At 63.5% G+C, this 23,253-nt stretch carries 20 protein-coding genes and 1 riboswitch; of the genes, 6 read left to right on the forward strand and 14 right to left on the reverse strand.

Features of this window, described 5'->3' with window-relative positions; genetic code table 11:
• Positions 1 to 128: 128 nt before the first annotated feature.
• The gene (locus ACZ5BO_RS17625) at positions 129 to 2,213 is read right to left on the reverse strand and encodes a TonB-dependent receptor (protein WP_464701308.1); all 2,085 of its coding nucleotides are present in this window, start codon (positions 2,211 to 2,213) and stop codon (positions 129 to 131) included.
• A gap of 174 nt (positions 2,214 to 2,387) precedes the next feature.
• Positions 2,388 to 2,592: riboswitch (cobalamin riboswitch) on the reverse strand.
• Between the two features lie 168 nt (positions 2,593 to 2,760).
• Here ACZ5BO_RS17625 and ACZ5BO_RS17630 point away from each other — a divergent pair.
• From ACZ5BO_RS17630 to ACZ5BO_RS17640, 3 genes are all read left to right on the forward strand, one after another.
• Positions 2,761 to 3,357, forward strand: coding sequence for a hypothetical protein (locus ACZ5BO_RS17630; protein ID WP_025128949.1), 597 nt, complete (start codon positions 2,761 to 2,763; stop codon positions 3,355 to 3,357).
• 92 nt (positions 3,358 to 3,449) lie between these two features.
• Positions 3,450 to 3,761: a hypothetical protein gene (locus tag ACZ5BO_RS17635; RefSeq protein ID WP_464695900.1), complete on the forward strand. Its 312-nt coding sequence runs from the start codon at positions 3,450 to 3,452 to the stop codon at positions 3,759 to 3,761.
• Positions 3,733 to 4,248: a hypothetical protein gene (locus ACZ5BO_RS17640; RefSeq protein WP_157838085.1), complete on the forward strand. Its 516-nt coding sequence runs from the start codon at positions 3,733 to 3,735 to the stop codon at positions 4,246 to 4,248. Before ACZ5BO_RS17635 ends, ACZ5BO_RS17640 begins: the two co-directional genes overlap by 29 nt.
• A gap of 64 nt (positions 4,249 to 4,312) precedes the next feature.
• On the opposite strand, the gene ACZ5BO_RS17645 is transcribed toward ACZ5BO_RS17640, so the two are convergent.
• From ACZ5BO_RS17645 to ACZ5BO_RS17675, 7 genes are read right to left on the reverse strand one after another with little or no spacing between them, the layout of a single operon-like run.
• Positions 4,313 to 5,590, reverse strand: a complete 1,278-nt coding sequence (locus ACZ5BO_RS17645) for a TIGR02270 family protein (RefSeq protein WP_464695901.1) — start codon at positions 5,588 to 5,590, stop codon at positions 4,313 to 4,315.
• A 42-nt stretch (positions 5,591 to 5,632) separates the two neighbouring features.
• Entirely contained in the window at positions 5,633 to 6,559 is a 927-nt protein-coding gene (locus tag ACZ5BO_RS17650; RefSeq protein ID WP_025128945.1) for a beta propeller repeat protein, read from the reverse strand.
• A gap of 23 nt (positions 6,560 to 6,582) precedes the next feature.
• Positions 6,583 to 7,773, reverse strand: coding sequence for a PAAR-like domain-containing protein (locus ACZ5BO_RS17655; protein ID WP_025128944.1), 1,191 nt, complete (start codon positions 7,771 to 7,773; stop codon positions 6,583 to 6,585).
• The gene (locus ACZ5BO_RS17660; RefSeq protein ID WP_464695902.1) at positions 7,773 to 8,810 is read right to left on the reverse strand and encodes a beta-ketoacyl synthase N-terminal-like domain-containing protein; all 1,038 of its coding nucleotides are present in this window, start codon (positions 8,808 to 8,810) and stop codon (positions 7,773 to 7,775) included. The genes ACZ5BO_RS17655 and ACZ5BO_RS17660 overlap by 1 nt, the downstream gene beginning before the upstream one ends.
• Positions 8,807 to 9,922: a DUF2169 family type VI secretion system accessory protein gene (locus tag ACZ5BO_RS17665; protein ID WP_464695903.1), complete on the reverse strand. Its 1,116-nt coding sequence runs from the start codon at positions 9,920 to 9,922 to the stop codon at positions 8,807 to 8,809. Before ACZ5BO_RS17665 ends, ACZ5BO_RS17660 begins: the two co-directional genes overlap by 4 nt.
• Positions 9,923 to 9,937: 15 nt before the next feature.
• The gene (locus ACZ5BO_RS17670) at positions 9,938 to 10,378 is read right to left on the reverse strand and encodes a DUF6484 domain-containing protein (RefSeq protein WP_464695904.1); all 441 of its coding nucleotides are present in this window, start codon (positions 10,376 to 10,378) and stop codon (positions 9,938 to 9,940) included.
• 18 nt (positions 10,379 to 10,396) lie between these two features.
• A complete protein-coding gene (locus ACZ5BO_RS17675; RefSeq protein WP_025128940.1) occupies positions 10,397 to 12,574 on the reverse strand; it encodes a type VI secretion system Vgr family protein in 2,178 nt (725 codons plus the stop codon).
• Positions 12,575 to 13,269: 695 nt separating this feature from the next.
• Here ACZ5BO_RS17675 and ACZ5BO_RS17680 point away from each other — a divergent pair.
• Positions 13,270 to 16,719, forward strand: coding sequence for an NACHT domain-containing protein (locus tag ACZ5BO_RS17680; RefSeq protein ID WP_464695905.1), 3,450 nt, complete (start codon positions 13,270 to 13,272; stop codon positions 16,717 to 16,719).
• A 174-nt stretch (positions 16,720 to 16,893) separates the two neighbouring features.
• On the opposite strand, the gene ACZ5BO_RS17685 is transcribed toward ACZ5BO_RS17680, so the two are convergent.
• Positions 16,894 to 17,517 carry a TetR/AcrR family transcriptional regulator gene (locus ACZ5BO_RS17685; protein WP_464695906.1) on the reverse strand — a complete coding sequence of 208 codons (624 nt, stop codon included), beginning with the start codon at positions 17,515 to 17,517 and terminating at the stop codon, positions 16,894 to 16,896.
• A 131-nt stretch (positions 17,518 to 17,648) separates the two neighbouring features.
• Between ACZ5BO_RS17685 and ACZ5BO_RS17690 the strand changes: the two genes are divergently transcribed.
• Complete coding sequence (locus tag ACZ5BO_RS17690; protein WP_464695907.1) at positions 17,649 to 18,080, forward strand: nuclear transport factor 2 family protein; 432 nt, start codon at positions 17,649 to 17,651, stop codon at positions 18,078 to 18,080.
• A 304-nt stretch (positions 18,081 to 18,384) separates the two neighbouring features.
• The gene (locus ACZ5BO_RS17695; protein WP_025128936.1) at positions 18,385 to 18,714 is read left to right on the forward strand and encodes a hypothetical protein; all 330 of its coding nucleotides are present in this window, start codon (positions 18,385 to 18,387) and stop codon (positions 18,712 to 18,714) included.
• Here ACZ5BO_RS17695 and ACZ5BO_RS17700 read toward each other — a convergent pair.
• The 5 genes from ACZ5BO_RS17700 to ACZ5BO_RS17720 form a co-directional block, all read right to left on the reverse strand.
• Positions 18,711 to 19,043, reverse strand: coding sequence for a DUF7693 family protein (locus ACZ5BO_RS17700; RefSeq protein ID WP_464695908.1), 333 nt, complete (start codon positions 19,041 to 19,043; stop codon positions 18,711 to 18,713). The genes ACZ5BO_RS17695 and ACZ5BO_RS17700 overlap by 4 nt on opposite strands.
• Before the next feature lie 170 nt (positions 19,044 to 19,213).
• Complete coding sequence (gene phzG, locus ACZ5BO_RS17705) at positions 19,214 to 19,882, reverse strand: phenazine biosynthesis FMN-dependent oxidase PhzG (RefSeq protein ID WP_464695909.1); 669 nt, start codon at positions 19,880 to 19,882, stop codon at positions 19,214 to 19,216.
• On the reverse strand, positions 19,879 to 20,715 hold the full coding sequence (locus ACZ5BO_RS17710) for a PhzF family phenazine biosynthesis protein (RefSeq protein WP_464695910.1): 837 nt from the start codon (positions 20,713 to 20,715) through the stop codon (positions 19,879 to 19,881). The genes phzG and ACZ5BO_RS17710 overlap by 4 nt, the downstream gene beginning before the upstream one ends.
• 3 nt (positions 20,716 to 20,718) lie before the next feature.
• A complete protein-coding gene (locus ACZ5BO_RS17715; RefSeq protein WP_464695911.1) occupies positions 20,719 to 22,632 on the reverse strand; it encodes an anthranilate synthase family protein in 1,914 nt (637 codons plus the stop codon).
• Entirely contained in the window at positions 22,629 to 23,252 is a 624-nt protein-coding gene (locus ACZ5BO_RS17720; RefSeq protein WP_025128931.1) for an isochorismatase family protein, read from the reverse strand. The genes ACZ5BO_RS17715 and ACZ5BO_RS17720 overlap by 4 nt, the downstream gene beginning before the upstream one ends.
• Position 23,253: the final 1 nt, after the last annotated feature.

The raw sequence follows: 23,253 nt of genomic DNA on the forward strand, positions 1-23,253 counted from the left end.
ATGGGGTGGCAATGCCGGCAGCGCAAGCAGGCACAGGCGCTGGACCAAGGGAAAGCGGCGCCAGGCCGGTGTGCAACCTCGATTGGCAGAGGCTGCCGGCGACCAGCAGGCCGCCGGCAGTCGTTGGGTCAGAAGCTATAGTCCGCGGTTACAAAGAATGAACGGGGCTCGCCCATCAACCATTGCTGGCCGCTGTTCTGCTGGGCCACGGCGTAACGCCGATCCAGCAGGTTGTTCAACTGCAGGCCCAGGCGCACATCGGGCAGGGCCTGCCAGCCCAGGTTGGCATCCAGCACCGTGTAGCCCGGGACATCGACGGTGTTGGCAGTGTTGGCATAACGGGCATCGACGTAGCGCAGGCCCATGCCGGCCTCCAGGCTCTGGGTCAGCGCCTTGTTGAGCCACAGGTTGGCGGTGCGTCGCGGCACATTGGTGGGGCGGTTGCCTGCGCGAGACAGCGGTTTTGCGCCGACCATTTCATTGAAATCATCGTATTCGGCACGCACCACCGAGGCGTTGCCCGAGACCTTCCAGCCCTGCTCCAGGGCCAGTTCCAGGGAGGCCTCAAGGCCGTCGGAGGACTGTTGGCCAACCTGTTGCGCCAGGCGCGTGACCGGGTCGGTGGTCAGGAGCTTCTTCTTGACGATGTGGTAGGCCGCCAGGGTCCATTCGCCACGGCCGCTCCAAAACTGCTGCTTGAGGCCGAATTCGGTCTGCTTGGATTCGGTCAGGTCCAGCTGCTGCTGACTCGGGCTCAGGCTGATCAGGTTGTTGACCCCGTCTTCGCTGGTGGAGTACTGGCCATACAGGGAGAGCTGGTCAGTGACGGCAAACACCAGGCCGGCTCGCCAGTTGCCACCGCTCAGGCTGCGGTCGCTGCGGGAATCGGCTCGCAGGTCATTGCGGTCGATGTGGTTCTGGTCGCGGCGAATGCCGGTGACCAGGGACCAGCGCTCCGACAGCTGCAGGCGGTTTTCGGCAAACAGGGCAAAGGTGCGGGTCGTGCTTTCGGTCTGCGCCGAGAACGGCGACTGACTCTGGAAGTAACCGGGAGCAGGGTTCCAGGGGGCGATGTAGTCACCCCCCAGGTCCTTGTAGGGCGAGTTGTTGGCCACCCCGAAGCGGATCCGGTTGTACTCCAGGCCGACCACGGTCCTGCTGTCCAGGCCGAACAGCGAGTGATTGAAGGTAAAGCTCTGGCGGTCGCCGATCTGTTCCTGGTCGTGCTTGATCTCCAGGTAGTCACCGCGCAGCAACTGGTCCCGGGCGCTGATCCAGTTGTAGGCCTCGGCGTTCCGCCAGTGGCGGCGGCTCTTGATGTAGTAGAGCTGGTTGCTGGCGCTGACGTCGTCGCTGAGCTGCCAGTCGGTATTGAAACGGGTCCACTCGTCGTTGTAACGCTGCACGGCGTTGCGCAGGTTGTAGTTCTTGTCCCGCAGGCTGTCGCGGTACTGGCCTGCGATCAGCGGGGTGCCGAAATAGTTCGAGGGTTCGCTCTCGCCCCGTTCATGGGCCAGGGTGAAGCTCAGGTCATCGCTGGCCTGCCATCGCAGCGCGGCGCTGAGCGCCAGGTTGCGGGATTCGCCATGATCCACCCAGCCATTGCTTTGTTGCTGGTTGAGGGTCAGGCGATAGCTGAGGGTGTCACTCAGCGAACCGCCACTGTCCAGGCCCAGTTGCTGGCGATCATTGGAGCCATACCCCAGGCGCAGGCGGTTGCGGATGTCACCGTCGAAGGGCTTCTTGGGGATCACATTGATCACCGCGCCGGTGGCCCCTTCGCCATACAGCACCGAAGCCGGGCCGCGAATCACGTCGATGCGCTCGATCATCCACGGGTCCACTGGAAAGGTCTGGCTGCCGGCGCCGGTGTACAGGCGTGCGCCGTCGAACAGGGTCATGACCGAGGTGTGCCCGGTAAAGCCGCGGGCCGACAGCGCGGTGTTGCCATTGCCCGGCGTGGCCGCGCTGGTGATGCCCGGTGAACGGGTGACGGCGTCCTGCACGGTCAGGTTGTTGCGGTTAAGGATGGCGTCGCTGCCGAGGCTGCTGGTGCTGGCCGGTGTCTCCAGGGCGCTCAGGTTGAGACGGGAGCCGGCGGGCAGGGGCGTATTCAGGGGCAGTTCAAAGTGCTCTGAAACCCCGCTGACCTGAGTCTCGGGCAACGCCAGGGAGGATTGCTCCTGCGCGAAAACCGAGGTGCACATGGCCATGCACGGCAAGAGGGTAAAACGCAGCGAAGGACTCGCCAGATATTGAAACAGAGAGTTACGGGACATGATTCCTACTACTGATAAGGAATGAATGAATCCCGGAGGGAACAACGCATAGGGAATCGCGGGCAGCCGCGCCCACGCAAACCGGACTGCGCCCGCCCACCGCGGGGTTGTCAAACGAAGTTGCAGGCCGGTCTCCGGGCTTGCGAGGGGCATGAAGCATTCACCTTCCCATGCCTTGGCACAGTGGTCTGTCGAATGCTTCGCTCGCTTACCGTTGCGGGGGCAGCGCCGGACTGATCATCGAAATGACGCACCGGCTTCCCGTTTAACCCCATGCACGACGACATGGGACACCTGAAACTGGCGCGCATGGGACCACCCTTGAGGGGATCTCGTCAATGGCATCAGGCCAGTAGGGCGGGCAGGAGGCGGGCTGTACGGAATAACCCGCTGACCGTGGTAATCTGCGCGCCGCCTGATCGGCGGCACAGCCCATTCACTCGGCTGCCGATGCCGGCGACAACCGAACGGAGAGACACGGATGTTTGACGAGTTGCTCTTCAGCCCCGAGCCGCCTGCCGGCGACGCTGCCTATGCGGGAGGCGGGGCCTGCCTGCCACAGGCGCTGGCTTGGCCACGTGACGCTGAAGGAGTGCCCTTGACCCACTTGCTGGCGATTCCAGGCAGCTGGTTTTGCCCGGCATTGAAGGGCAGCGGCTACTGGGTTTCGCTGTTCATCCCCTATCAGCCCGGCGAGGTGGCCCACTACCGAAGGCTGCGTGCCCGGGAGGGTGCCTGCGAAGCGGTGGTCATGGGTTACCTTCGCGCCGCAGCTGAACGCCATGAGGCGCCAGCGCCGCTGCTGGAACGGGGAAGCATCCGCCTGTTGGCGAACGCCGATCCTGACGATGACGAGAACCTGGCTTCCAAGCTGGATGGCGTGGATGCCTGGTTGCAGTCGGCGCTGTCCTTTCCTGCAGGGCGCCGGAGGCTGTCGATCTATGGGGGCGACCTGGACCAGGCGTTGCCTGCGCACAAAGGCATTCTGTCCGATGGCATGGGCTACCTGTTTCTCGATGAAGACTTTGCAGCACGGACAGGTGCCCAGCTCGGCGGGTTTTTCCTGCAACTGGGGTAGGCCCGCGAACGGGGAGCAGGACGCCTGTCCAGCACAACCCCGACCAGGATCGGAGCACCATCGATGACCTCAAGGACCAAGAGATAAAAGGCATGAGCCAGGACTACAACTTCTTTGCCGCGCAGCTGAAGAGTAACGCCGCGGTCAGCCTGACGGAGGTCAGTGGGCTGCTGCGACAGTGGTTTGGACTGATGCAGTTGCCGATCCAGCGCTATGGCAGTCCATCGGGCAAGGTCGTCAAGTTTGCCGAGAAAGGCTATGAGAAAGCGCTGTTGGCAAAGCAACGGCGAGGCTTTTACCTGTGGGACATGACCGGGGCCGATCAGAGCGCTGCCAGAAAAGAGCTGATCAAACACGAGCTGCTTGCGGCCTGCATTGACCCAAGCGCAGGGCCTGCTATTTGAAAACCGAGTGCTGCCAATGAACTCTGCTTGCTACTCAAGAGCAATCCTTTATCGAAAGGCTCAAGGGAAAAAACGCCTGGCCGGCTACAAGGACAAAATCGAGCTGCTTCTGCACTCGGACTTCGATCCGGCACGGCTTTTGCGCCTGCCTGAAACAGACAAGCTGATCAGCGAGCTGCAGGCCCGCAATGAAAGCAGCTGCGAGCCGCTGGAGTTTGCTTCGGCCGCTGCAAGCCTTGATTTTGCTTCATCCAGAATGGCTGATCGCAGGGTCTATCTGCTGATCGATGACGACTGGAAATACTGCGGAGCCTACAGGCTGGAAAGCGCGCGTAGCCTTTGTACAGGGTTCGACTTTGATCAAGCCAAAAGCGATGAAGTCCGGCTGATCAGCAGCGACTTTTGCACACAACTCTCCATTGATTACAGCGAGGATCGCGGTGTCGGGATCTTCGAGTGTTGCCTGAGAACCTACGCATCAACCTGAGCAAGCCTTGCTCGGCGGCGCCGACCTGCTGTCGATCCGGGAGCGCCGATCAGCGCCGCGGCAGTCAGGCATTGGCCCCGGTCCATCGCCCGGACTTCGCCGTGTTTCCCAAAAGCCTCTGTTGTCGCCGTGTCGGTGCGCTGGTGGGAAACAGCACTTCGTTCGGCTGAAAGCGGGCCAAGCCACAGGCGGCGGCTAGGCGTTGGCGCTGCTGGCCTCGGGCAAGCACCTGGCGAAAATTGTTCTGGTTCTGCGCCAGTCCCCCTATGTAACCGACCCCCGCCTGGAAATGACCACCATGGGCTTGCCACCAGGCAGCGATGGCCTGTGGCGCGGGCCAGGGCAGGTTCTCATCGGGGTCCATGGCGACATGGGTATCGTGCGGGTCGTCATTCGGGCCGGCATCGAAGTCCGGCGGGTCCTGCAGCTCCAGGTCGAGCAACGCCAGGTCAGCGCCGGTGATCAGGCTGAAGGCTTCGCCAGCGACCCGGGCATAAGGCGGCTCGCTCATCTGCTGGATCAGCCAGGGCACGCCAGCCGGATCACCCAGCAGGCCAATGGCCTGGATGCCGATGCGGCGTTGTTCGGGATGCTCGAGCAACTGGCGTATCCAGGCAATGCTCGGCTCACGCTGTTGCCAGGCCAGCAACACGCAGAGCGCACGGTACTGGAATTCCCCCGGTTGCTCGGCGAACGGGCGCAGCAGTTCCAGGGCGCTCTGATCACCCATCTGCGCGGTGGCCCAGTTGGCCCAGAAGCGCGTGGCGTCCTCCTGATGCAGGCGATGCAGGCGAATGTTCGCCATCAGGTCGTGCCGGCGCAGTTCGCCGGCAGTACGGGCGGCGCGGGCCAGCAGCTGGGGCTCGGCAGCGCAAAGCCCGGCCAGCAGGGCCGGGCCGGGGTCGTAGCGATGCATGCCGCAGGCCGCCAGGCCAAGACGGCGGAACAGCGGCACGGAGGAGGCGAGCATGGATTCGATCCAGGGCAACAGGCACTGCCAGTCGAGCCAGCCCAGGGCCATCAGGTAACCGCGCTCGGTGTCCACCGCGGTTCTCAAGTGTTCGCTGAGCCGCGCCAACAGGGGCGCATCCTCGGCCTCGAAGGCCAGCACCACACTGGCGAACATCTCACCGACGGCCCGAGGCCCGAGCTGCGCCAGCAGGACCTCCTGGCCCCGTGCACCGGCAATGCGCAGGCCGTCGAGATGCGCGTCGATGCGCTGGTCCAGCTTGTCGAGGTCATCCAGGTCGTAATGCGGTGCGCGCAATGCATGATCCCGCAGCAGGGCGAGGAAAGCGGCTTCTTCGGCATGCAGGTCAAGGACCAGCGGCAGTGTGTTCATCAAGCGTCGTTCCTGGTGCCGAGGCCGGCTGGGGCTGTGGGGTTAGTCAATGCGCAGGCGCCGGGTCCAGCTCGAGCCGTCGAACTCCATGACATCCTTGGGCCCGATGGACCACAGGATGCCGTCGGCCGCACTCAGGTGATAGCAGCTCTGTGGTGCCTCGTCGCCAAAGTCCACGGGCTTGAGCTTGCCGTCCTCGAGGCGATAGACGAAATGGGTGGAAGACAGGTACAGCTGTCCGTCGAACACCTCCATGCCCCAGAGGTCTTCCCGGGTGCTGTCATGCTCGATCACTTCCCATTGCTCGTCGCGGCCCCGCAGCAGGGTCCCGAGCTGGCCACAGGCATAGACATAACCGTCCGGCGCGCAGCGAACCTTGTACAGCGCCAGGTTGGTGGGACTGTTCTGCTGGGTGAAGCGAGCGCCGTCGTACTTCCAGATTTCGCCTTCCCAGCCGACGGTATAGATTTCCTGCTCGCTGAACCCATCGATGGACTCGAAGCTGGTGTCGGTGATCGGGGTGTCGCCGCCCTGGGCGCTCTGGTCGATGCAGCGCCACTGGTCTTCGCCGTCGCGTACATAGGCCTGCCGGCAAGTGCCCACGGCATAGGCGCGACCTTTGGCGATACCGCGGATTTCACGAAGGGGGCCGCGCTTTTTCGGGTCGACGCCGCAGGTTGCGATGGGGGCCTCCTCCTTGACTACGCCGCCGCCACTGGCCCGTACCGAACCATCGGTGCCCAGCACCAGGTAACGTTCGGCCGGCACGTGGCAGACGGTTCCGGAACAGGCAAGCCAGGGCACGGTGCCGGCGCCCCAGGTTCCACGATCCAGGGTGAACAGCAGTGAGTCGGCGTAACCTTCACTGACAGAGGCGTCGTTGGTGGCAATCAAATAACTCAGGTCTGAATAGCGAACAGCTCCAGTCGTAATGCTCAGTCCGCTGAATCGTGGATCTCGTGTATCCATGTTGCTCTCCGGGTGTAAATGAATTAACGGGCAGACTCACTGGCGAACATCTCGGCCACCGCCTTGCCACGCTCATGCGGATCACTGGTCATCGACGCACTAGCGTTGATCGGTTTCTCTGGCCCAGGGTCCTTGGCCTTGTCGTGATAACTGTTCAACTGGGCTTCCAGGCACTCCTGGCTGCAGTCTGAATCTGGAAAGGTTTTCTTCGCCGCCTTGGCCCCTGTATGGGTCGCCTTGGACCTTGGCCATTCACCCTTCGCATCGGCCTCGTGCAGGGCCACCACCCCACGCCGGGTATGCATCTGGCCGTGGGTCGCGGTGGTCTGGTTGGGCCCCTCCGCACACATGACCGGGGCCTTGTCGGTCATGTATTTGCTCCAGCCGGCTTTGGTCGGGTGCTTGCTTCTGGGCTGGCCGGGAAAGGCCGGCCCGTCGGTAAAGGACGCCGAGTCGATAAGGTGGTCGCCGGTCTGTCCCGGGCAGCATCGGTTGGGCTTGAAGGGCACGAGAAAACAGCGCATGGCTTTCTGACAAGGATCGGCGTTGATGGTTTGCGCCAGGGACGAATATTCGCTCTGGACCTCGGCGTGCTTGGCCGCGTAGGCCAGGTTGTCCTTGAACCCGTCGCCTGCGGCGTCCTTGGCAGCCTTCCTGGCCTTGGTCGCGGCCTGCAGCTTGCTGATATCCGGGCAGATCATTTTCTGCTCGGTGTCCTTGCAGGCGTCTTTCGCGCGCTTTCTTTCGCCCTCGCACTGGGCCAGGTCCTTGGCCATCGCCATGCGGTCGGTGTAGGGCCAGGGCATGGTATTGCCCGGTTGAGAGGCATGGTTGTGGGTGGTCAGGTCCATGTGCCGGACGACGTTCTTGCCTTCGTACTTCACATCCATCGACCAGGAGGTGAAATACACCTTGCCCTTGTTGCGGCTGGTGACGACCCCCTTCTTCGGTGCGTTTCCAGCCTCATCCCCATAGCTGGTCTTGAAGAAGCTCTGGTCCTTGAGCATCACTTCCTTGCGGGTGATCTTCACCGTCCGCGTGCCCTTGGTGGTGTCCTTGGCCATGCCGGTGTTGGGGTAGGGGATGGGCACGCCCAGCGGGGTAGGCGGGGCCTGGGGCGGGGTGAAACAGACATCCGGGAAGCAGGCGATCGACTTGCCGTCGGCCGACTTGCAGGACACTTCCATATTGTTGGCAAACACCTGGTTGGCCATCAGGCAGCCCTCACTGTCTGGTAGCTGAGCAGGGCGACGGCCCGTTGTCCGGCATCGTTGCCCAGGTGGCAGAAAATCTTCGGTCCCTCGCCATAGCCCTTGCGGCTGGCGGCCAGTGCCACGGCGAGCATGGCCGGGCCGATGGCCGCGCCGACTTCGCCGATGCAGTCAGCGGGATGCCAGAGGTGGAAGAACTCCTTGCGCACCCGCAGGTTGCGGCTCAGGGCCAGGGACGCTTCCTTGAAGTAATACTGCTCGCCGGAAATATCCGTCAGGCGATAATCCATCTGCTCCAGGCCGCAGCCGGCTTCGCCGAAGGCCGCCCGCACCGCCTGGGTCAGGCCGTCTGCGCGCAGCGGCAGGTCTTCGGCCTCCACCGTGGCCTTTTCCATGCCAAAACCCAGGCCGATGCAGAGCAGTTGCGGCTGTTCGCTGGCGACAGGAGCCGCCAGCACCACGGCCGCGGCGCCTTCACCCGGGATGAAACCGTTGGAATTCTGGCTGGTCAGCAGGCGCTCCCGTTGTTCGAAGGCGGTCAGGGTCGCGGCGCTGAGGAACGAGTCGACGCCGGCCACCAGTACGTGGCGATGCCCTCCCTGGTAGAGCAGCTTGCGCGCCTCGAGCAGGGCCACGGCAGCGCTGACCCGGCCGTGAACGATGATGCTGGAGGCAGGGTGGAAGCGCAGGCCCAGTTCGTCTTCGATGGCGTGCAGCAGCGTCCTGTCCAGATCCTTGAGCCGTCCCGGGCGTTCGCCTTCCGCCAGCCCCAGCAGCAGCGGGGTCTGTTCCGGGGCCAGCCCGGGGGTGCTGTGCAGGGCCTCGGCAATGGCCCGGGCGGCCATCTTGATCAGTTTGGTGCGGCCGCGCCAGGGCTGTTCCAGCGGCACACTGGCCGCCATCAGCCATTCGCCAGCGCGGTCGATGAAGCGGGTTTCCTGGAAATTGTCGATGGCGCAGCGGATCGCCGCGCAACTCGCCGGGGCACTGAGGCCGACGGCGCTGACCATGCCGGAGCCGATAATGCTAAGGGCATTCATCCGTGGCTGTCCTCCGTGGCGCGCCTGGCTTTGACCAGGGCGCCGAGCGAGGGGTAGTAGTCCTTGCCCAGTTCCCGGGCGCGCCACCAGCCGGTGGGCATGGTGCCGACCAGCACCTGGGCTATCTCGAACACATTGCGCCGTAGCGGGCGCGAGATACGCCAGGTCAACTGCACCTGGGCGGTGTCGGTGTCGATCAGCAGAGTGTCGATCACCGCCGACACGGTCTCGTGACCGCCTTTTTTCAGGAAAAAAGTCACCGGCACCTCCATTTCGGGGATACGAAACCCGGCACGTTCCTGGGCGCTGAGGTTGAGCAACAGCACCTCTTCACCGCCGCGCAGGTAGTCGATCTGTTGGTCTTCGGGGGCCGCCTGGAAGTAGCGGGTATCGAAATCCTCCGGCAGAAACGGAAAGCTGTCGGCCAGCCAGGCATCGTCGTAGGTACCGGCGTAGCGCGCGCGTTGCGGCCAGCTGCGGCCGATGGGGCCGAGGGCCATGGGGCGAAAGTCGCCAAAGGGGCTGTCGACCGGCTTGCCCAACTCCTCGGTGCTGGGCATGGGCCGGCCAACGATGTCCAGGTCATCGGTGCCACGGGGAAACCAGCCGCAACCGCTGGGGTTGTCCGGGAAACCGTGGCGCATCTCGGGAGCGTTGGCCATGGGGTGGGAGCCCCCATAGGCCTGGGCATAGGTGATGCTCTGTTGGGTAAAGGGCTGGGGGACCCCGGGGGCAACGCCCAGCACCCCTGGCTGCCAATGCCTGGGGCCAAGGACGGAAAAGGCCTTGCTCATCCGGCCCACGCGTATGCCCGCAGTCAATTGCGTCACGGGGCGCCCGCCGGGGGCATGGGCCTTGCCGCACACCAGCACATCGCAAAATGGCTTGAACGGGGCGAAGTCCATCTCCTGCGAGGGGGCGCTGAGGCCCGGTTCGCCGAAAAAGGTGTCGGCCATCAGCAGCGGCGGCTGGTGCGCGGCAAGTGTCGCGGCGCGGCCGTCCAGGGGCAGATTGAAAGTACCCTTGGCCACCACGACCAGGGATTCGCGGCCATCGCGCGCCACCCCGAGGGTATAGGCCGTGACCAGGGGGCTGGCATTGAGCAGTTCCATGGAGCGGATACCTGTCTAGTTGATCTGCACCGAGCCACCCTTGATGCGGTTGACCCCGCTGGAGCGGCTGGACAGGTAGGCCCCCTGGATGATCACCTTGCCGGCGCGGGTCAGGGTGATGCTGGCCTTGCCGCAACGCAGCACGATCTCGCGTTCGGCGCTCAACTCCAGGCATTGCTCATCCAGCCGCACACTGGCGACGGGAGCGGGCAGGGCGCCGAGCAGGCGACCGATCACCAGCGGACGCAGCGGGTCACCGCCTTCGAACATGAGGGCCACCTGGCTGCCGATGTCCGCGGTACTCAGCAACGCGGTGCAACGAGCGATTACACCGTCGCTGCTGGGGCAGCCCGGGTAGGTGACCCTGGGCGCGCTTGCGTCGGGCAGCTCGAGCAGGGTGCCGATGATCACCGAGTCGATGCGCGCCTGGGCGGGTAGTGAGTGCTGAACCGTCATTTAGAAACCTCCACTGTCCTAGTTCTGCAGGATCTTCTGTCCTTTGATCACCACGTTACGGTTGGCCTTGACGTTGATGGCACCCGAGCCGTCGATGGTGATGTTCTTGCCGCTGATGACGATGGTGCCGTCTTTCTTCAAGGTGATGCTGGCCGCGCCGGTGGTCAGGCTGATGGAGTCGCCGGCGGTCAGGGAAAAGTGCTTGCCGACGTCCAGGTTGTCGCTTTGCCCGATCTGCGTGCCGCGGTTGCGGGAAACCTCACGAGATTCGTTCTGGCCGATCCGGGTGCTCTGGTTGCCGTTGATCTCGATCCCTTCGTTGCCCTGGACCGTCTCGTCGCGGTTGCCGGAGATGTCGATGGTCTCGTTGCCGCCGACATCCTCGGTGCGGTTGCTGGCGATGCTGATCTTTTCGTTGGCGCCGACCTTTTCCGTGCGGTTGGCACCGATGGTGATGGTTTCGTTGCTGACCACGTGCTCAGTGCGATTGGCGCCGATGGTGATCTTCTCGTTGTTGCCCACTTCCTCGGTGCGGTTCACGCCGATGGTGATGGTTTCGTGGTTGTCCACCGTTTCGGTCCGATCGTGCTTGACGTGCACGGTCTCGTCGTTGTCGATGGTCTTGCTGCGGTCATGGCCGACCCAGTGGGTCTCGTCGTTCTCGACCTCGATGTCCTGGTTCTTCTCGGCATGGATGAACAGCTGTTCTGCGCCTTTCTTGTCCTCCATGCGGATTTCATTGAAATTGGCCGGTGAGCCGTCCTTGCTGGAGCGGCTTTTCACCCCGCTCTGGGTGGCGTTGGCCGGCAGCTTGTAGGGCACGGTCTGTTCGGCGTTGTAGACCCGACCGGTGATGATCGGTCGGTCCGGGTCGCCTTCCAGGAAGCTGACGATGACCTCCTGGCCGATCCGCGGGATCTGCACCGATCCCCAGTTCTTGCCGGCCCAGGACTGGGACACGCGAATCCAGCAGGAGCTGTTTTCGTTGGACTGGTCATGGCGATCCCAGTGGAAGTGCACCTTGACCCGGCCGTACTGGTCGGTCCAGATCTCCTCGCCGCTGGGGCCGACCACCACGGCGGTCTGCGGCCCGCGGACAATCGGCATGGGGGTCAGGGGCAGGGGGCGGAAGGCCTGGCTGGCGTCCATGCAGTCCAGTTCGCTGACGAACTGTTCGGCCAGGTCCAGTTGCCCGCTTTCATAGACTTCCTGGCGGATCTGGTAGCGTGCGACCACCACCAGGTATTCGCGGTTCTGGTCCGCGCGGTCATAGCCGGTCAGCTTGAACAGATGGCCGGAACCCAGGCCACGGGTGCGACCGCGCAGCTGCACGCGTTCGAACTGACTGTGAATGGCTTCGATGCGGGTGCGCGCGTAATGCTCGCCGTCGTTGTATTGCAGGTATTCACCCGGGTAGTCGTAGAGCGGGTGGTCGCCGTTGCTGTGGTTGCGCGGCACGCTGGAGCGCACCTCCAGGCTGGCGCGGGGCCGCTGGAAGTCATAGTCGTTCAGTGCCAGCGAGCCGGGCTGGACCTCTCGGGCCATTTGCCAATCGTAGAAGTGGTCGCGCTCGCGCATTTGCTGATCGGGCGGGAAGAACGGCACCGATTCATAGCCCGGTGCGCTGAAGTGAGCGCCGTAGGCGTCCGCCAGGACCAGCACATGGCGGGACTTTTCATGGCGGAAGTAGTAATAGATGCCTTCCTGTTCCATCAACCGGCTGACGAAGTCGAAGCTGGTTTCACGGTACTGGACGCAGTATTCCCACTCCCGATAGCTGGCGCTGAGGTTGTCTTCGAAATCGGAGAAACCGAGGTCGCGAAACACCTGCTTGATGATGTCCGGCACGGTCTTGTTCTGGAAGATCCGGCAGTCCGAGGTGCGGGTCAGCAGCCAGAACCAGGGGCGCAGGCTGACGCGGTAACCGGCGAACTGGCCGTGGCCGGTCAATTGCCGGCAACTGCTGACAATCCCGTGGAAGTAGCGTTGGCCGCCGCCGTACAGTTCCAGGCCCAGGCCCATTGGCTTGCCCAGCAACTGGTCGAACTTGATCGCCCGGTCTTCGGAGGTGAGGTCCAGCTCATAATGGAACAGGCGTCCCAACTCTTCGCTGCCTTCCATGCTTTGCAGTAGCAGGACATCGCCGCCCAGGGGGCTGTCGACCTGCACCAATCGAGTGTTTTGCGTGATTGCCATCAACGGCTTCCTCTGGCTCGGGTTCGGGCGTCAGTTGGCCGTCTTGAAGCGAGGGGAAGGCGTGCCTGCCTTTTGTTGTACATCCACCACAGAGGTCATCTCCTTATCGGCCTCACAAACGGCGCTCAAGGTTGGGCGCGGTCTGATTTCAAACGAAAACTGCTCCAGTGAGGTGAACACGGAGGTGTCTCAAGATAAGTGAGCGAAGGTTTTTTATTTAGTTTCTTTAGCTATATGTATTATTCATTTATCGAATAACGGAGCGAGAACCTCGACGGTTCAGGGGTTCATCAAGCGCAGCTGGCGATTTGCCCGTAGTCCCGGGCCCTGAACCCAAGCCTAGGTGCTGGAGGGCATTGTGCAGAAGGGAGTGCGCAGAAGGGGTTGTGTAGAAGGGACAGGCCAAGCATGGAATGTCCTCTGCTGCATGAGCATTGCATCCGTTGCATCTCTTGAGGTTGCAGCTAGGTTCTGTACGAAAAGTTTTGAGACGAAGGTCAGGCAAGGCGAAAACGGTCGAGGAAGCGGAGTTTACGGGTTGTAAATGAGCATTCCGAGAGCGTTTTCAACGCAGCATCACCGAGTATCAAGGCTTTTCGTACAAAACCTAGTCTGTGGCGCCTGGCCCAGGGGCTGGCCCGGTGATGGTGGTTGCGCCGATGCTCGACGGATTTTTTTCAAGTGAGGAAGGGTTTTTGATCGATCGCAAGGTTTCGGCAGCAGGCGGCCAGGTCAGCCGTTTTTCTGAGCATAAAGACACTCGCTGTATTGTGCTCCTGGGCGACCCTGGAGCCGGCAAGAGCCATCTGTTCGAGGCCCTTGCCCGGCAGTCGGGCGGCCACTACCTGCAAGTTCGGGACTTCCTGCGCAGGAAACCCACGGTCTTTGCCCCAGGCAGCACGCTGTTTCTCGATGCGCTGGATGAATGCCGTGTGCATTACGCAGATGCGCCGGCCATGGACAGCCTGGTCAGACAGATCGGCGAATTGCAGTCGTGCCAGGTGCGGATTTCCTGCCGCAATGCCGACTGGATGTGGCAGGACGATCGGGAGGCGCTGAAGGATTGCTTTCCCGACGAGAACGCAGTGCAGGAACTGTATCTGCTGCCACTGGATGAAGAGCAACAGCAGCAGGTCATCGCCAGCATTCCCCAGGTGGCTGCGGACTTTCTGGCCCAGGCTCGACAACGGGGGCTCGAGGATATGCTGGGCAACCCCCTGACCCTGCGGTTGCTCGCCCAGGTGGTGGCGCAGGCGCCATGGCCGCGCACGCGTCGGGAGCTGTTCGAGCGTTCTTGCACGGTGCTCCTCACCGAAGACAACAGCACCCACCTCAATGACCGGCGCTTGCGTGCCGAACTCAGTACCCTCGAACTGCAGCGCGCAGCCGGGCTGTTGTGTACGGTGCGGTTGCTGGCGGATATCGATGGGTTCAGTGTCCAGGCGTCGAACAACCAGCGTTTTCCCTCCCTGGCGGCGCTGAACTTGTGTACGCCCAAGGCGCTGCGTGCCGCGCTGGCCAGTCGCCTGTTCAGGGCCACTGGTGAGCCTGGGGTGTTTGATCACAGCCACAAGGCCATCGCCGAATACCTGGCGGCCAGCTACCTCGGTGAACGGTTTCAGGAAGGTGTGCCGCTGAGCCGGATTCGCCTGCTGCTGGGGGGAGAGGGAACGCCGGTCTCCTACCTGAGGGGCCTGCATGCCTGGCTGCCGTTGACCCTGTGCGGCCATGCCGAGGAATTTATCCAGGCTGACCCGATGGGGATCTTGAGCTACGGCGATGGCGCGTCACTGAGCAGTCACAGCAAGCGCCAGCTGTTCCAGGCATTGACCCGTCTCGCCGAGAGCGATCCGGGCTTTTGGGGCACCGACTATTCTTCGAAGGTCCTGGCAGGCCTGGCGGAACCGGCCATGGTGGAGTGTTTCAGCAGCATCCTCAAGGACCCGGCCAAGCCCCATGAGCTGAAGATCCTGGTGCTCGATACCTTGCGAGTCGGGCAGCCGTTGCCAGAACTGGTGGGCGTCCTGGCGCAACTGCTGGCCGACGCCGCTACCCATCCCAATGAATGTGCCTACGCAGCCCAAGTGCTGTCGCAGTTGGGCGAGCCGGGACTGCACGCCTTGCGCATGGCTTTCAAGACTCTGGTCAGCGAGCGTCGGGGCCGGCGTCTGCGGGCCTTTATCCTCAGCCGGGTACTCAGGTCGGAGGCCGGTTACCAGGACCTGCTGGAGCTTTATCGGCTCAACGCCGAGCAGTTGCTGGACGATGAGGCGGCGCTGGCTCGCTGGAACCTGCATGAGCTGGTGGCGAGCGGGGATATTCCCGCCTGCCTCGACGGCCTGCTGGCGATCGATAGCCACGGCCTCAGCGATGCAGCCGGCCTGGACGCCCTGACATTCATGGCGCCGTTGATCATTCGTTACCTCGCCACTCAGACCTCGCTGGACGAAGCCAGGCTGTTCGCCTGGTTGTCCGCCTGCAACGGCTTGACCACGTACAAGGGCTACCGGCAGTTCAATGAGCTTAACGAGGCCCTGGGCAGTTACGACCGGACCCACGCACCGGGTTTGCTGCTGCGGGCGGCCCGCCATCCCGGCCTGGAGGGGTTTGCCGTTTCCGCAGCGCCGGCCAAGGAGCCCGAGGAGGTCCAGGCCGAAGTCGAGGAATCCGCCGCCGAGACATCCCTGGACCAGCGGGTGCTGGAGCTTGTCAACCGCGCCCTCGAGGAGCTTGAGCAGCAGCTGGACGCAGGCTATCCAGTCGCGGACGCCGATCCCTTGTTCCTCGGGGAGGTGCTGTTCAAGCTGATCGAACAGGATCAACTGGCAGGCAAGCCCTGGTTCCAGGCATTTCGCCGGGACCACTATGCGCTTTACATCGACTGCCTCGCCCAGCATCTGCTGAGTGAGGTCATCACCGGCGCAACGAGCCACTGCCTAGGCTTGAAACTCACCGGCCAAGTGCCCCTGGCGGACAAGCTGGATACGGTTCGCCAGTTGCTGGAATACGCGCCGCACCTTGACAAGACCCAGCTCTACTACCTGGTACGACCTTACTGCCGCCACCTGGGGCAGCAACAGTTCGGCGACGCCTTACTGGCTCTCCTGGCCGATGAGGCCGCTGCCCCCCATCGAGGTTTTATCACGGCTCTGGGCGTGCTGATGTCGCTGGACCGATTCGCTCCAGCACTGGCAGCGCTGGACCGCGACGGGAAAAATGAAGTGCTCTGGTACCTGCGGGACCTGACGGACCTGGTACGTGGTTTCGAAGCTCCGCTGGAAATGAGTGCCCTGCAGGCGGCCAGTTTTTGTCGCATGGTCGCCGAGCAGTTTCCCGTCGCGCTGGTGGACTCCGACTGGTTCACGCCCGTCAACACCGGCCCCGAGGATGCCGACGAGTTCATTCGAACGCTGATCGGTTTTCTCGCCACACACCCTTCCAGGGAGGCCGGAGAGCATTTGCTGGGGCTACAGGCCGATGCGGCCCTGGTCCCCTGGGGCGATTGTTTAAAGCATGGCTTATCGGTCTATCGAGCCCGGCAACATGACGCTCAGTACATCCGCAGCGGTTGGGAGCAAGTGCGTGATGTGCTGAGCAACGGGCCACCGGCCAACATCATGCACATGCAGGCGCTGGTCCTGGATGAGCTACACGCGGTGGCCAGCCAGCTGAAGAGCAACCTCGACGGGCATAAGTTCTTCTGGAACGAAGCCAACGGCAAGATCGACTCGCCCAAGTGGGAGAACAGCTGTCGCGACGCGCTCCTGGGGCTGTTGCGTCCGCGCCTGGAGGGCCGACGCATCACCGCCGAACCAGAAGGGCACATGCTCCATGGCAATCGAGTGGACATCGCGGTGCAGCATGGCGCCATCAAACTGGTCATCGAGCTCAAGCGAACCAGCCACGCCGAGCTATGGACCTCGATCCAGGATCAACTGGTCGCGCTCTACACCTCGGACCCCGGTGCTCGGGGCTATGGCATCTATGGGGTGTTCTGGCATGGCGTCGGCGTCCCGATCACCAGTGCCCCCACAGGGGTATCGCCACGCTCGGCTGCCGAGCTCAAGGCGCAGCTGGAGGCCAGCATCGCGCAAGAATTGCAGCCCTACATCAAGGTATTTGTACTGGATGTCTCCGGCACTTGAGGAATGCTCTCAGGGCCAGTTCGGGGCAGGCAGCGTGGGGGAACCGGAGCAAGGGTGGCCCCCTTGTTTCAGCTTCGTCAGCGCCCTCATGCAGCCATGGCCGGGGCGCCGGCGCCAATGAGCGACTGATAGCCGCAACACTTCAATGGGCGAGGGCCTGCACCCGGCAGCGACTCAAGGCTTTTCGCCGGCCTCGAACAACTGCAGCAAGCCCTGCAGGGCGTTGTCGACGAAGCGTTCGTCGCTGGTGCCCGCGGGAAAATGCAGCACCCCATGGATCACCAGTGACGCCAGGCCGTGGGTGTAGGACCAGCCGGCGAGGGCGACGCGGCGTACTTCCGGGGCCTGCGGCGTCAGCCCGAGCATCTGGGCGATGATCCGCTGCAGTTCGCCGAAGGCCTGTTCACGGGCCGCGATCAGCTCCGGGATCATCTGGCCATTGGCAAACTCGGCGCCGAACATCAGTTGATAGAGCGCCGGGTTGGCCCGGGCAAAACTGAAATAGGCCAGGCTGGCGCTGCGCAGTTTCTGCCGCCCGACCTGCTGCTGATCGTGTTGCACCAGCACCTGGGCCAGCTCGATAAAGCCCTGGGCCGCCAGGTGGCCGATGAGTTCCGCGCGATTGGCGTAGTGGTGGTAAGCCGCAGTGGCACTGACCCCGACCCGCTCCGACAGCGCTCGCAGCGACAGTTTGGTGGGGCCCACTTCCTCGAGCATGGCCCGGGCGGCGGCAAGCAGTTGTGGGGCCAGGTTGCCAACGTGGTAGGCGTCCCGTGAGCGTGGAGCGTGGGGCTTCATCAGAGGGTCCCGGATGGCGTGGACAGGGCTGGAAATCCGCGGAATCTTAGCATGGCGAAGAATCTTGACGGCGCTAAGATCGGACCGTAGCCTGAATCCCACAACAACACACTGCCCCCAGGGAGTACCCGATGTCCGAAGCGAAACTGCAACCCTCGGCCCAAGCCACTCTGCAACGCTGGCACAGCATGGTCGCCCGCCAAGACCTCAGTGCCTTGCCCGAACTGCTGTCGCCCCAGGTGGTGTTCCGCTCGCCCATGGCCCATACGCCTTACCCTGGAGCGCCGGTGGTGGCGACCATCCTTGGCACCGTACTGCAGGTGTTCCAGGACTTTACCTATCACCGCGAACTGGCGACGGCCGACGGCCTGAACCTGGTGCTGGAGTTCAGCGCACGGGTAGGGGAGCGGGAGGTCAAGGGCATCGACATGATCCGTTTCGATGAGACGGGCCAGATCATCGAGTTCGAGGTGATGGTCCGTCCCATGAGCGGGTTGCAGGCCCTGGGCGAGGAAATGGGAAAACGCCTGGCTGTCTACCTGGCGGCGAGCAAGGGGGCATAGCAGCCCCTCGGGACATGCCGCTCCAGAGGTTAATCCGGCGTGCTGATTCAGCCAGGATGCCGCCACCCGGGGGCGGCCCTGTGCAGGCAGCCGTGCCCGATACCGGGTTGCCAGACAGCGCTCCAGCGACCTGAACCGGGGCTGACTATCGGTTGAAGTGATAGTGACAATCAAACAACGCAGATTTTTTTTTGTTCGCTGACCCTGGATAATTGCCGCCGAAGAACACCATGACCGCAAGGGCAGCTCCGTGATGCTGGCCCCTTGCGCACCGAACCAGGCTTTTATTTCAGGATTCCCCCCGATGCGTTCTCCCGTTGTTCCCGCCTTGACCCTGGCGGCCTTGTTGTTGACCGGCTGTGCCTCTGCCCCCAATGACCCGAGCCTGGTGCTGCAGACCAGCAAGACTCCCGCCGAATATGCCGAGTGCGTGGTGCCCAAGCTGCAGGATCCAACGGTCTCCCAGACCCAGCGCGGCTACCGGATCGTGGTTTCCAGCAAGATCGCAGCAGACAACGTACTGGAAGCCTACAAGGCCCCCAATGGCGGCAAGGTGTACCTTTACGAGCGCCATTTGCTGGCTTCGAGCTTCAGCCCTTCGAGTTTCGAGCGGGCCGCCCAGGGCTGCCTCTAGTTCCTGTCAGATCGTTCTGTTCCAGCCATCTCCAGTGCCTGCAACAAACGTCCGACTTGTGCCAGCTCCCAGGTGCTCAACAGGCTGACCGGGTCGGTGCCGAAGCGCTGCCGAGCGTCGAGCTGCCACTCCAGGCCTTCGGCACTGCGGCAATGTCGGCAGTGCTGTAACTGACTGCCATCGACATCCAGCAGCAAGCGCCAATCGCCAATCTCCACTTGCACCTGGCCCTCGGTCCCGGTGACCAGGTGCAAGGGATAGACACCGAGGGCGGCGTCCCGCAGGCGCTGGCAAACCTGGCGGGCGTTGAGGGTGGCTGATGGTTGCATAGCGATCCTGAGCGGGAGGTGGTCCGGTAGCGGAAGGCGCAATGATGTCTGCGCCAGGGCCTCGGGGTCCAGTGCTGCGAGCGCCAGTGGCGACCAGCCCGGCTCGGGTTGGCGCAGGTACCCGGGGCAGGCCGGTGACAGCAGCACCGTCCCCGCCCCGGCCACCCGGGTCAGGGCTGCAGGCGTCGCACCGTCCAACCGGTTTCGTTCAGATCGTAGCGCAGGCGTTCGTGCAGGCGCTCCTGGCCGTTGCCCCAGAATTCCACGGAGTGGAAGCGCAACTCGAACACGCAATACCCCGCTGGACGAGGCAGGGGCCCCGGTACTGCAGCCAGTTCGCGGGCGGCGCGGCGCATGGCCTGGATATCCTTCAGTTCTTCGCTCTGGTGCGACACCGTGGACATCGGGTGGGTGGCATAGGGGCGGTTCAACCAGGCCTCGTCGGCCCGGCTATCGGGCAGGCGCACGGCGCGGCCGTTGAGGATGATCTGCTGGCTGGTTTCACGCCAGTACAGCACCCCCGAGGCCCAGGGATTCTGCGCCAGTTCACGGCCTTTCTGGCTGCCGGCGTGGGTGCTGAACAGCAGCCCGTTGTCGGTGATCTCACTGATCACGACGATGCGTGTCGACGGCCGCCCCTGGCTGTCGGCAGTGGCCAGCGCCAACGCCTTGGGTTCGCGTATACCCATGCGCCGAGCGCGCTCCAGCCAGTTGCGCAGCACACCCATGGGGTCTTGGGGCAGGGTCTGGTACTCGGGAAACGGAGCGTCGAGGGTTCCAGTGAGGGATTCCGACATGCCGTTGCCCAGCAACGGCTTGCCTTGCAGTGGGTTATTCATAGCACGATGCTCCCCCGTCCAAAGGTTACGCCATTGCCAGAAACCTCGACCCGCTTCAGGTCATCGGCACGGCCTTCGGCCCTGGCGAACATCAGCGATGGCCGGCCGATCTCCACGCCCTGGAGAATCTCCACCTGCTGGCCAAACGGCACCTGGCCATGGCGGCCCAGGTGGATGGCCAGCGGCCCGGCGGCAGAGCCGGTGGCGGCATCTTCGACCACGCCATAGGCGGGCGAGAACATCCGACTGCGCCAGTGCCGTCCCGCACCGGCAAAACAGTTGATGGCCATGTCGTGGAAGTTGGACAGGGCGCGATGATCGGGGTGCAAGGCAGACAGCGCCTCGATGCTCGGCAAACCGACGAACACGTGGCGCGGGCCGTTGTGGTAGATCTCGATGGCAAAGGTCGAGGCACTGATGCCCAGGGCACTGAGCAATTCGGCATCGCGTCCCAGGGCCGACCAGGTCGGTATCGGCTGGTCCATGCTGGCGGCGATCACCCGGCCGGCCTGGCGCTCCAGTTCGAAGACGATGGTGCCCATCTGGGTTTCCAGGTACAGGCGGTGATTGTCCGTCAGGGCCCCCAGCGCGATAGCGGTGCCCAGCAGCGGATGGCCGGCGAAAGGCAGCTCGTTGACCGGGGTGAAAATCCTGATCCGCCAGTCCCCCCCATTGCGTGGCTGGAGCACGAAGGTGGTTTCCGACAGGTTCATCTCCCGGGCAATGCCTTGCATCTGCTCGGCCGAGAGGTCGTCGGCCTTGAAGAACACCGCAACCGGGTTGCCTTCCAGTGGCACACTGGCGAAGGCGTCGATGATGGCATATTCGTGCATGGGTCAGCTCCCGGCGGCCGAAGCGCTGTTGTCGACAGTGGTGTTGATGAGCGCATGACGCAGCAGGTCGGCCATGATCCGTGGGCCTTCCTGGGTCAGCAATGATTCGGCATGGAACTGCATCGAGGCGAACGAAGGACCGCGCAGCGCATGCACTTCGCCGGTCTCGCGGTCGCGGCTGATTTCGACGGTGCCGAGGCCGTGGACATCCAGGCGGTCACTGCTGCTCTGGGCGGCAAAGGTGTTGTAGAACCCCACCCGCTCGGCGTTGCCGAACAGGTCGATCTGCTTCTGCACGCCCTGGTTGGGAATCAGCTTGCGTTGCAGTTCAAGGCCCAGGCACAGGCTCAGTACCTGGTGGCTCAGGCACACCGCAACGAAGGGCCGCTGCTGGCTGAGCAACGAGCGGATGGCCAGGTGCAGGTGGCTGATCTTCGGCTGCTGGACATCGCTGGGGTTGCCGGGGCCGGGGCCCATGATCACCAGGTCGTAGCCGTCGAAGCTGTATTCGTCGTTGAAACTGCACACGCTCACCATCAGCCCCAGGGACCGCAACTGCTTGGCGATCATCGAGGTGAAGGTGTCCTCGGCATCGACGATCAGCACCTGGCGCCCGCTGAAGTCGCTCTGGACCTGCTGCCGCTGCTGACTGTCCATCAGCCAGAAGTCGGAAACGTAGGCATTGCGGCTGGCCAGCGCGGCGCGCACCTGCAGGTGGTTGCCGAAGCGCGAGGGCGTCTGGTTCTTCAACGCACCAATCAAGCCGGCGGCCTTGGCCCGGCTTTCGGCGGCTTCGGCCATTGGCTCGGAATGCCGGACAATGGTCGAGCCCACGCTGATTTTCACCTGCCCGTGGCGGTCGATATCGGCGGTACGGATCAGGATCGCCGAATCCAGCGAGCGTCCGCCCTTGCCATCGCTGCCGATCAACGCTGCCATGCCGCTGTAGTAGCCGCGGCCCAGGGGTTCATGGCGGTGGATGACCCGGCAGGCGCTTTCCAGCGGGCTGCCGGTGACGGTCGGGGCAAACAGGGTTTCGCGCAGTATGTCGCGGACGTCGCGACGGGTCTTGCCTTCGATGAAGTACTCGGTGTGCGCCAGGCAGGCCATTTCCTTGAGGTAGGGGCCGCGTACATGCCCTCCGTCCTCGCAAATGCGCGCCATCATCTTCAATTCCTCATCCACCACCATGTACAGCTCATCGGCCTCCTTGCGGTTGGCCAGGAATGCCATGACCTCGCTCAGGCTGGGGCCGGCGGGTGGGTATCGGTAGGTGCCGCTGATCGGGTTCATCACCGCCACGCCGTCCTTGACGCTGATGTGGCGCTCGGGCGAGGCGCCGACGAAGGTGCGCTCGCCGGTATGGATGATGAAGGTCCAGTACACCCCTTTTTCCCGCTCCAGCAGGTGGCGGAAGAATGACAGGGCCTTGGCCGCACCGTACTCGCTGATCTCCGCCAGGAAGGTGCGCTTGATCACGAAGTTGGCACCTTCCCCGGAGCCGATTTCATTCGCGATCACCTGGCTGACAACCTCGGCGTAACGCTCGTCGCTGAGGTCGAAACGCTCGCCGTTGAGCTGGAGCGGCTCGTCAGGCAGCACGCCCAGCAATTGTTCGATGCCAATCGATTGCTGTTCGGTGATTTTCATCGCCAGCAGTGGCGACTGGTCGTCCACGGCCTCGAAACCGCGTTCGGCGATCTGCCTGTAGGGAATCAGCGCCAGCACCTCCAGACGCGCGGCACCGACGGTGGTGGCGGGCAGTTCGATGTCCGCCAGGCACCCGGGTTCGGACATCGTTCCCAGCAGCACGTCCAGCACCCCCGGGCCAGTGGACTCGGGGCGGTAGAGCAGGGCGAAGGGCCCGGGCGCCGGTTGCAGGATGCGCCCGATGAGGTGGGCAGTGGTCTGGCTCATAACACCACCTCGTCAGTGGTCACGACCATGGCGCAACGGCTGGCCGCATATTCGATGGCCATCCAGTGGTGTTCCTTGCTGAAGTCGGCGATCGCATCGGCAACCAGGAACGGCTGGATATCGTTGGAGTAGGCATCCACGGTGGAAATCAGCACCCCGACATGGGCGTATACACCGCACAGGACCAACTGGTTGCGGCCGCTGGCGCGCATGCGTTCGAGCAGGTCCGAGTTGAAAAAGGCGCTGTAGCGCCACTTGGTCAGCAGCCAGTCGCCCGGGCGCGGCGCCAGGGCATCGACCACCTCGCGGTCGTTCGGGCTGGCCTGCATGCCCGGGCCCCAGAAGTCCTTGAGCAAGCCTCGTTGCTCCTCGCTCATGCTGCCAGGCTGGGCGGTGTAGGCCACCGGCAGTTGGTGCTCGGCGGCCCATTGGCGAATGCGTGCGGCATTGCCCACCAGGCTTTCACGCAGGGGCTCGGGCAACGGCCGCAGGAAGTAGCGCTGCATGTCATGCACCAGCAGTACGGCGCGCTGAGGGTCGATATGCCATTGCGCGAGGTTGACGGGCAGGTCGCGGGCAGTGGGCAGGGCGTAGGGGACGATCGATGGAATGCCGGTCATG

Source organism: Pseudomonas sp. FFPRI_1 (assembly GCF_055384485.1).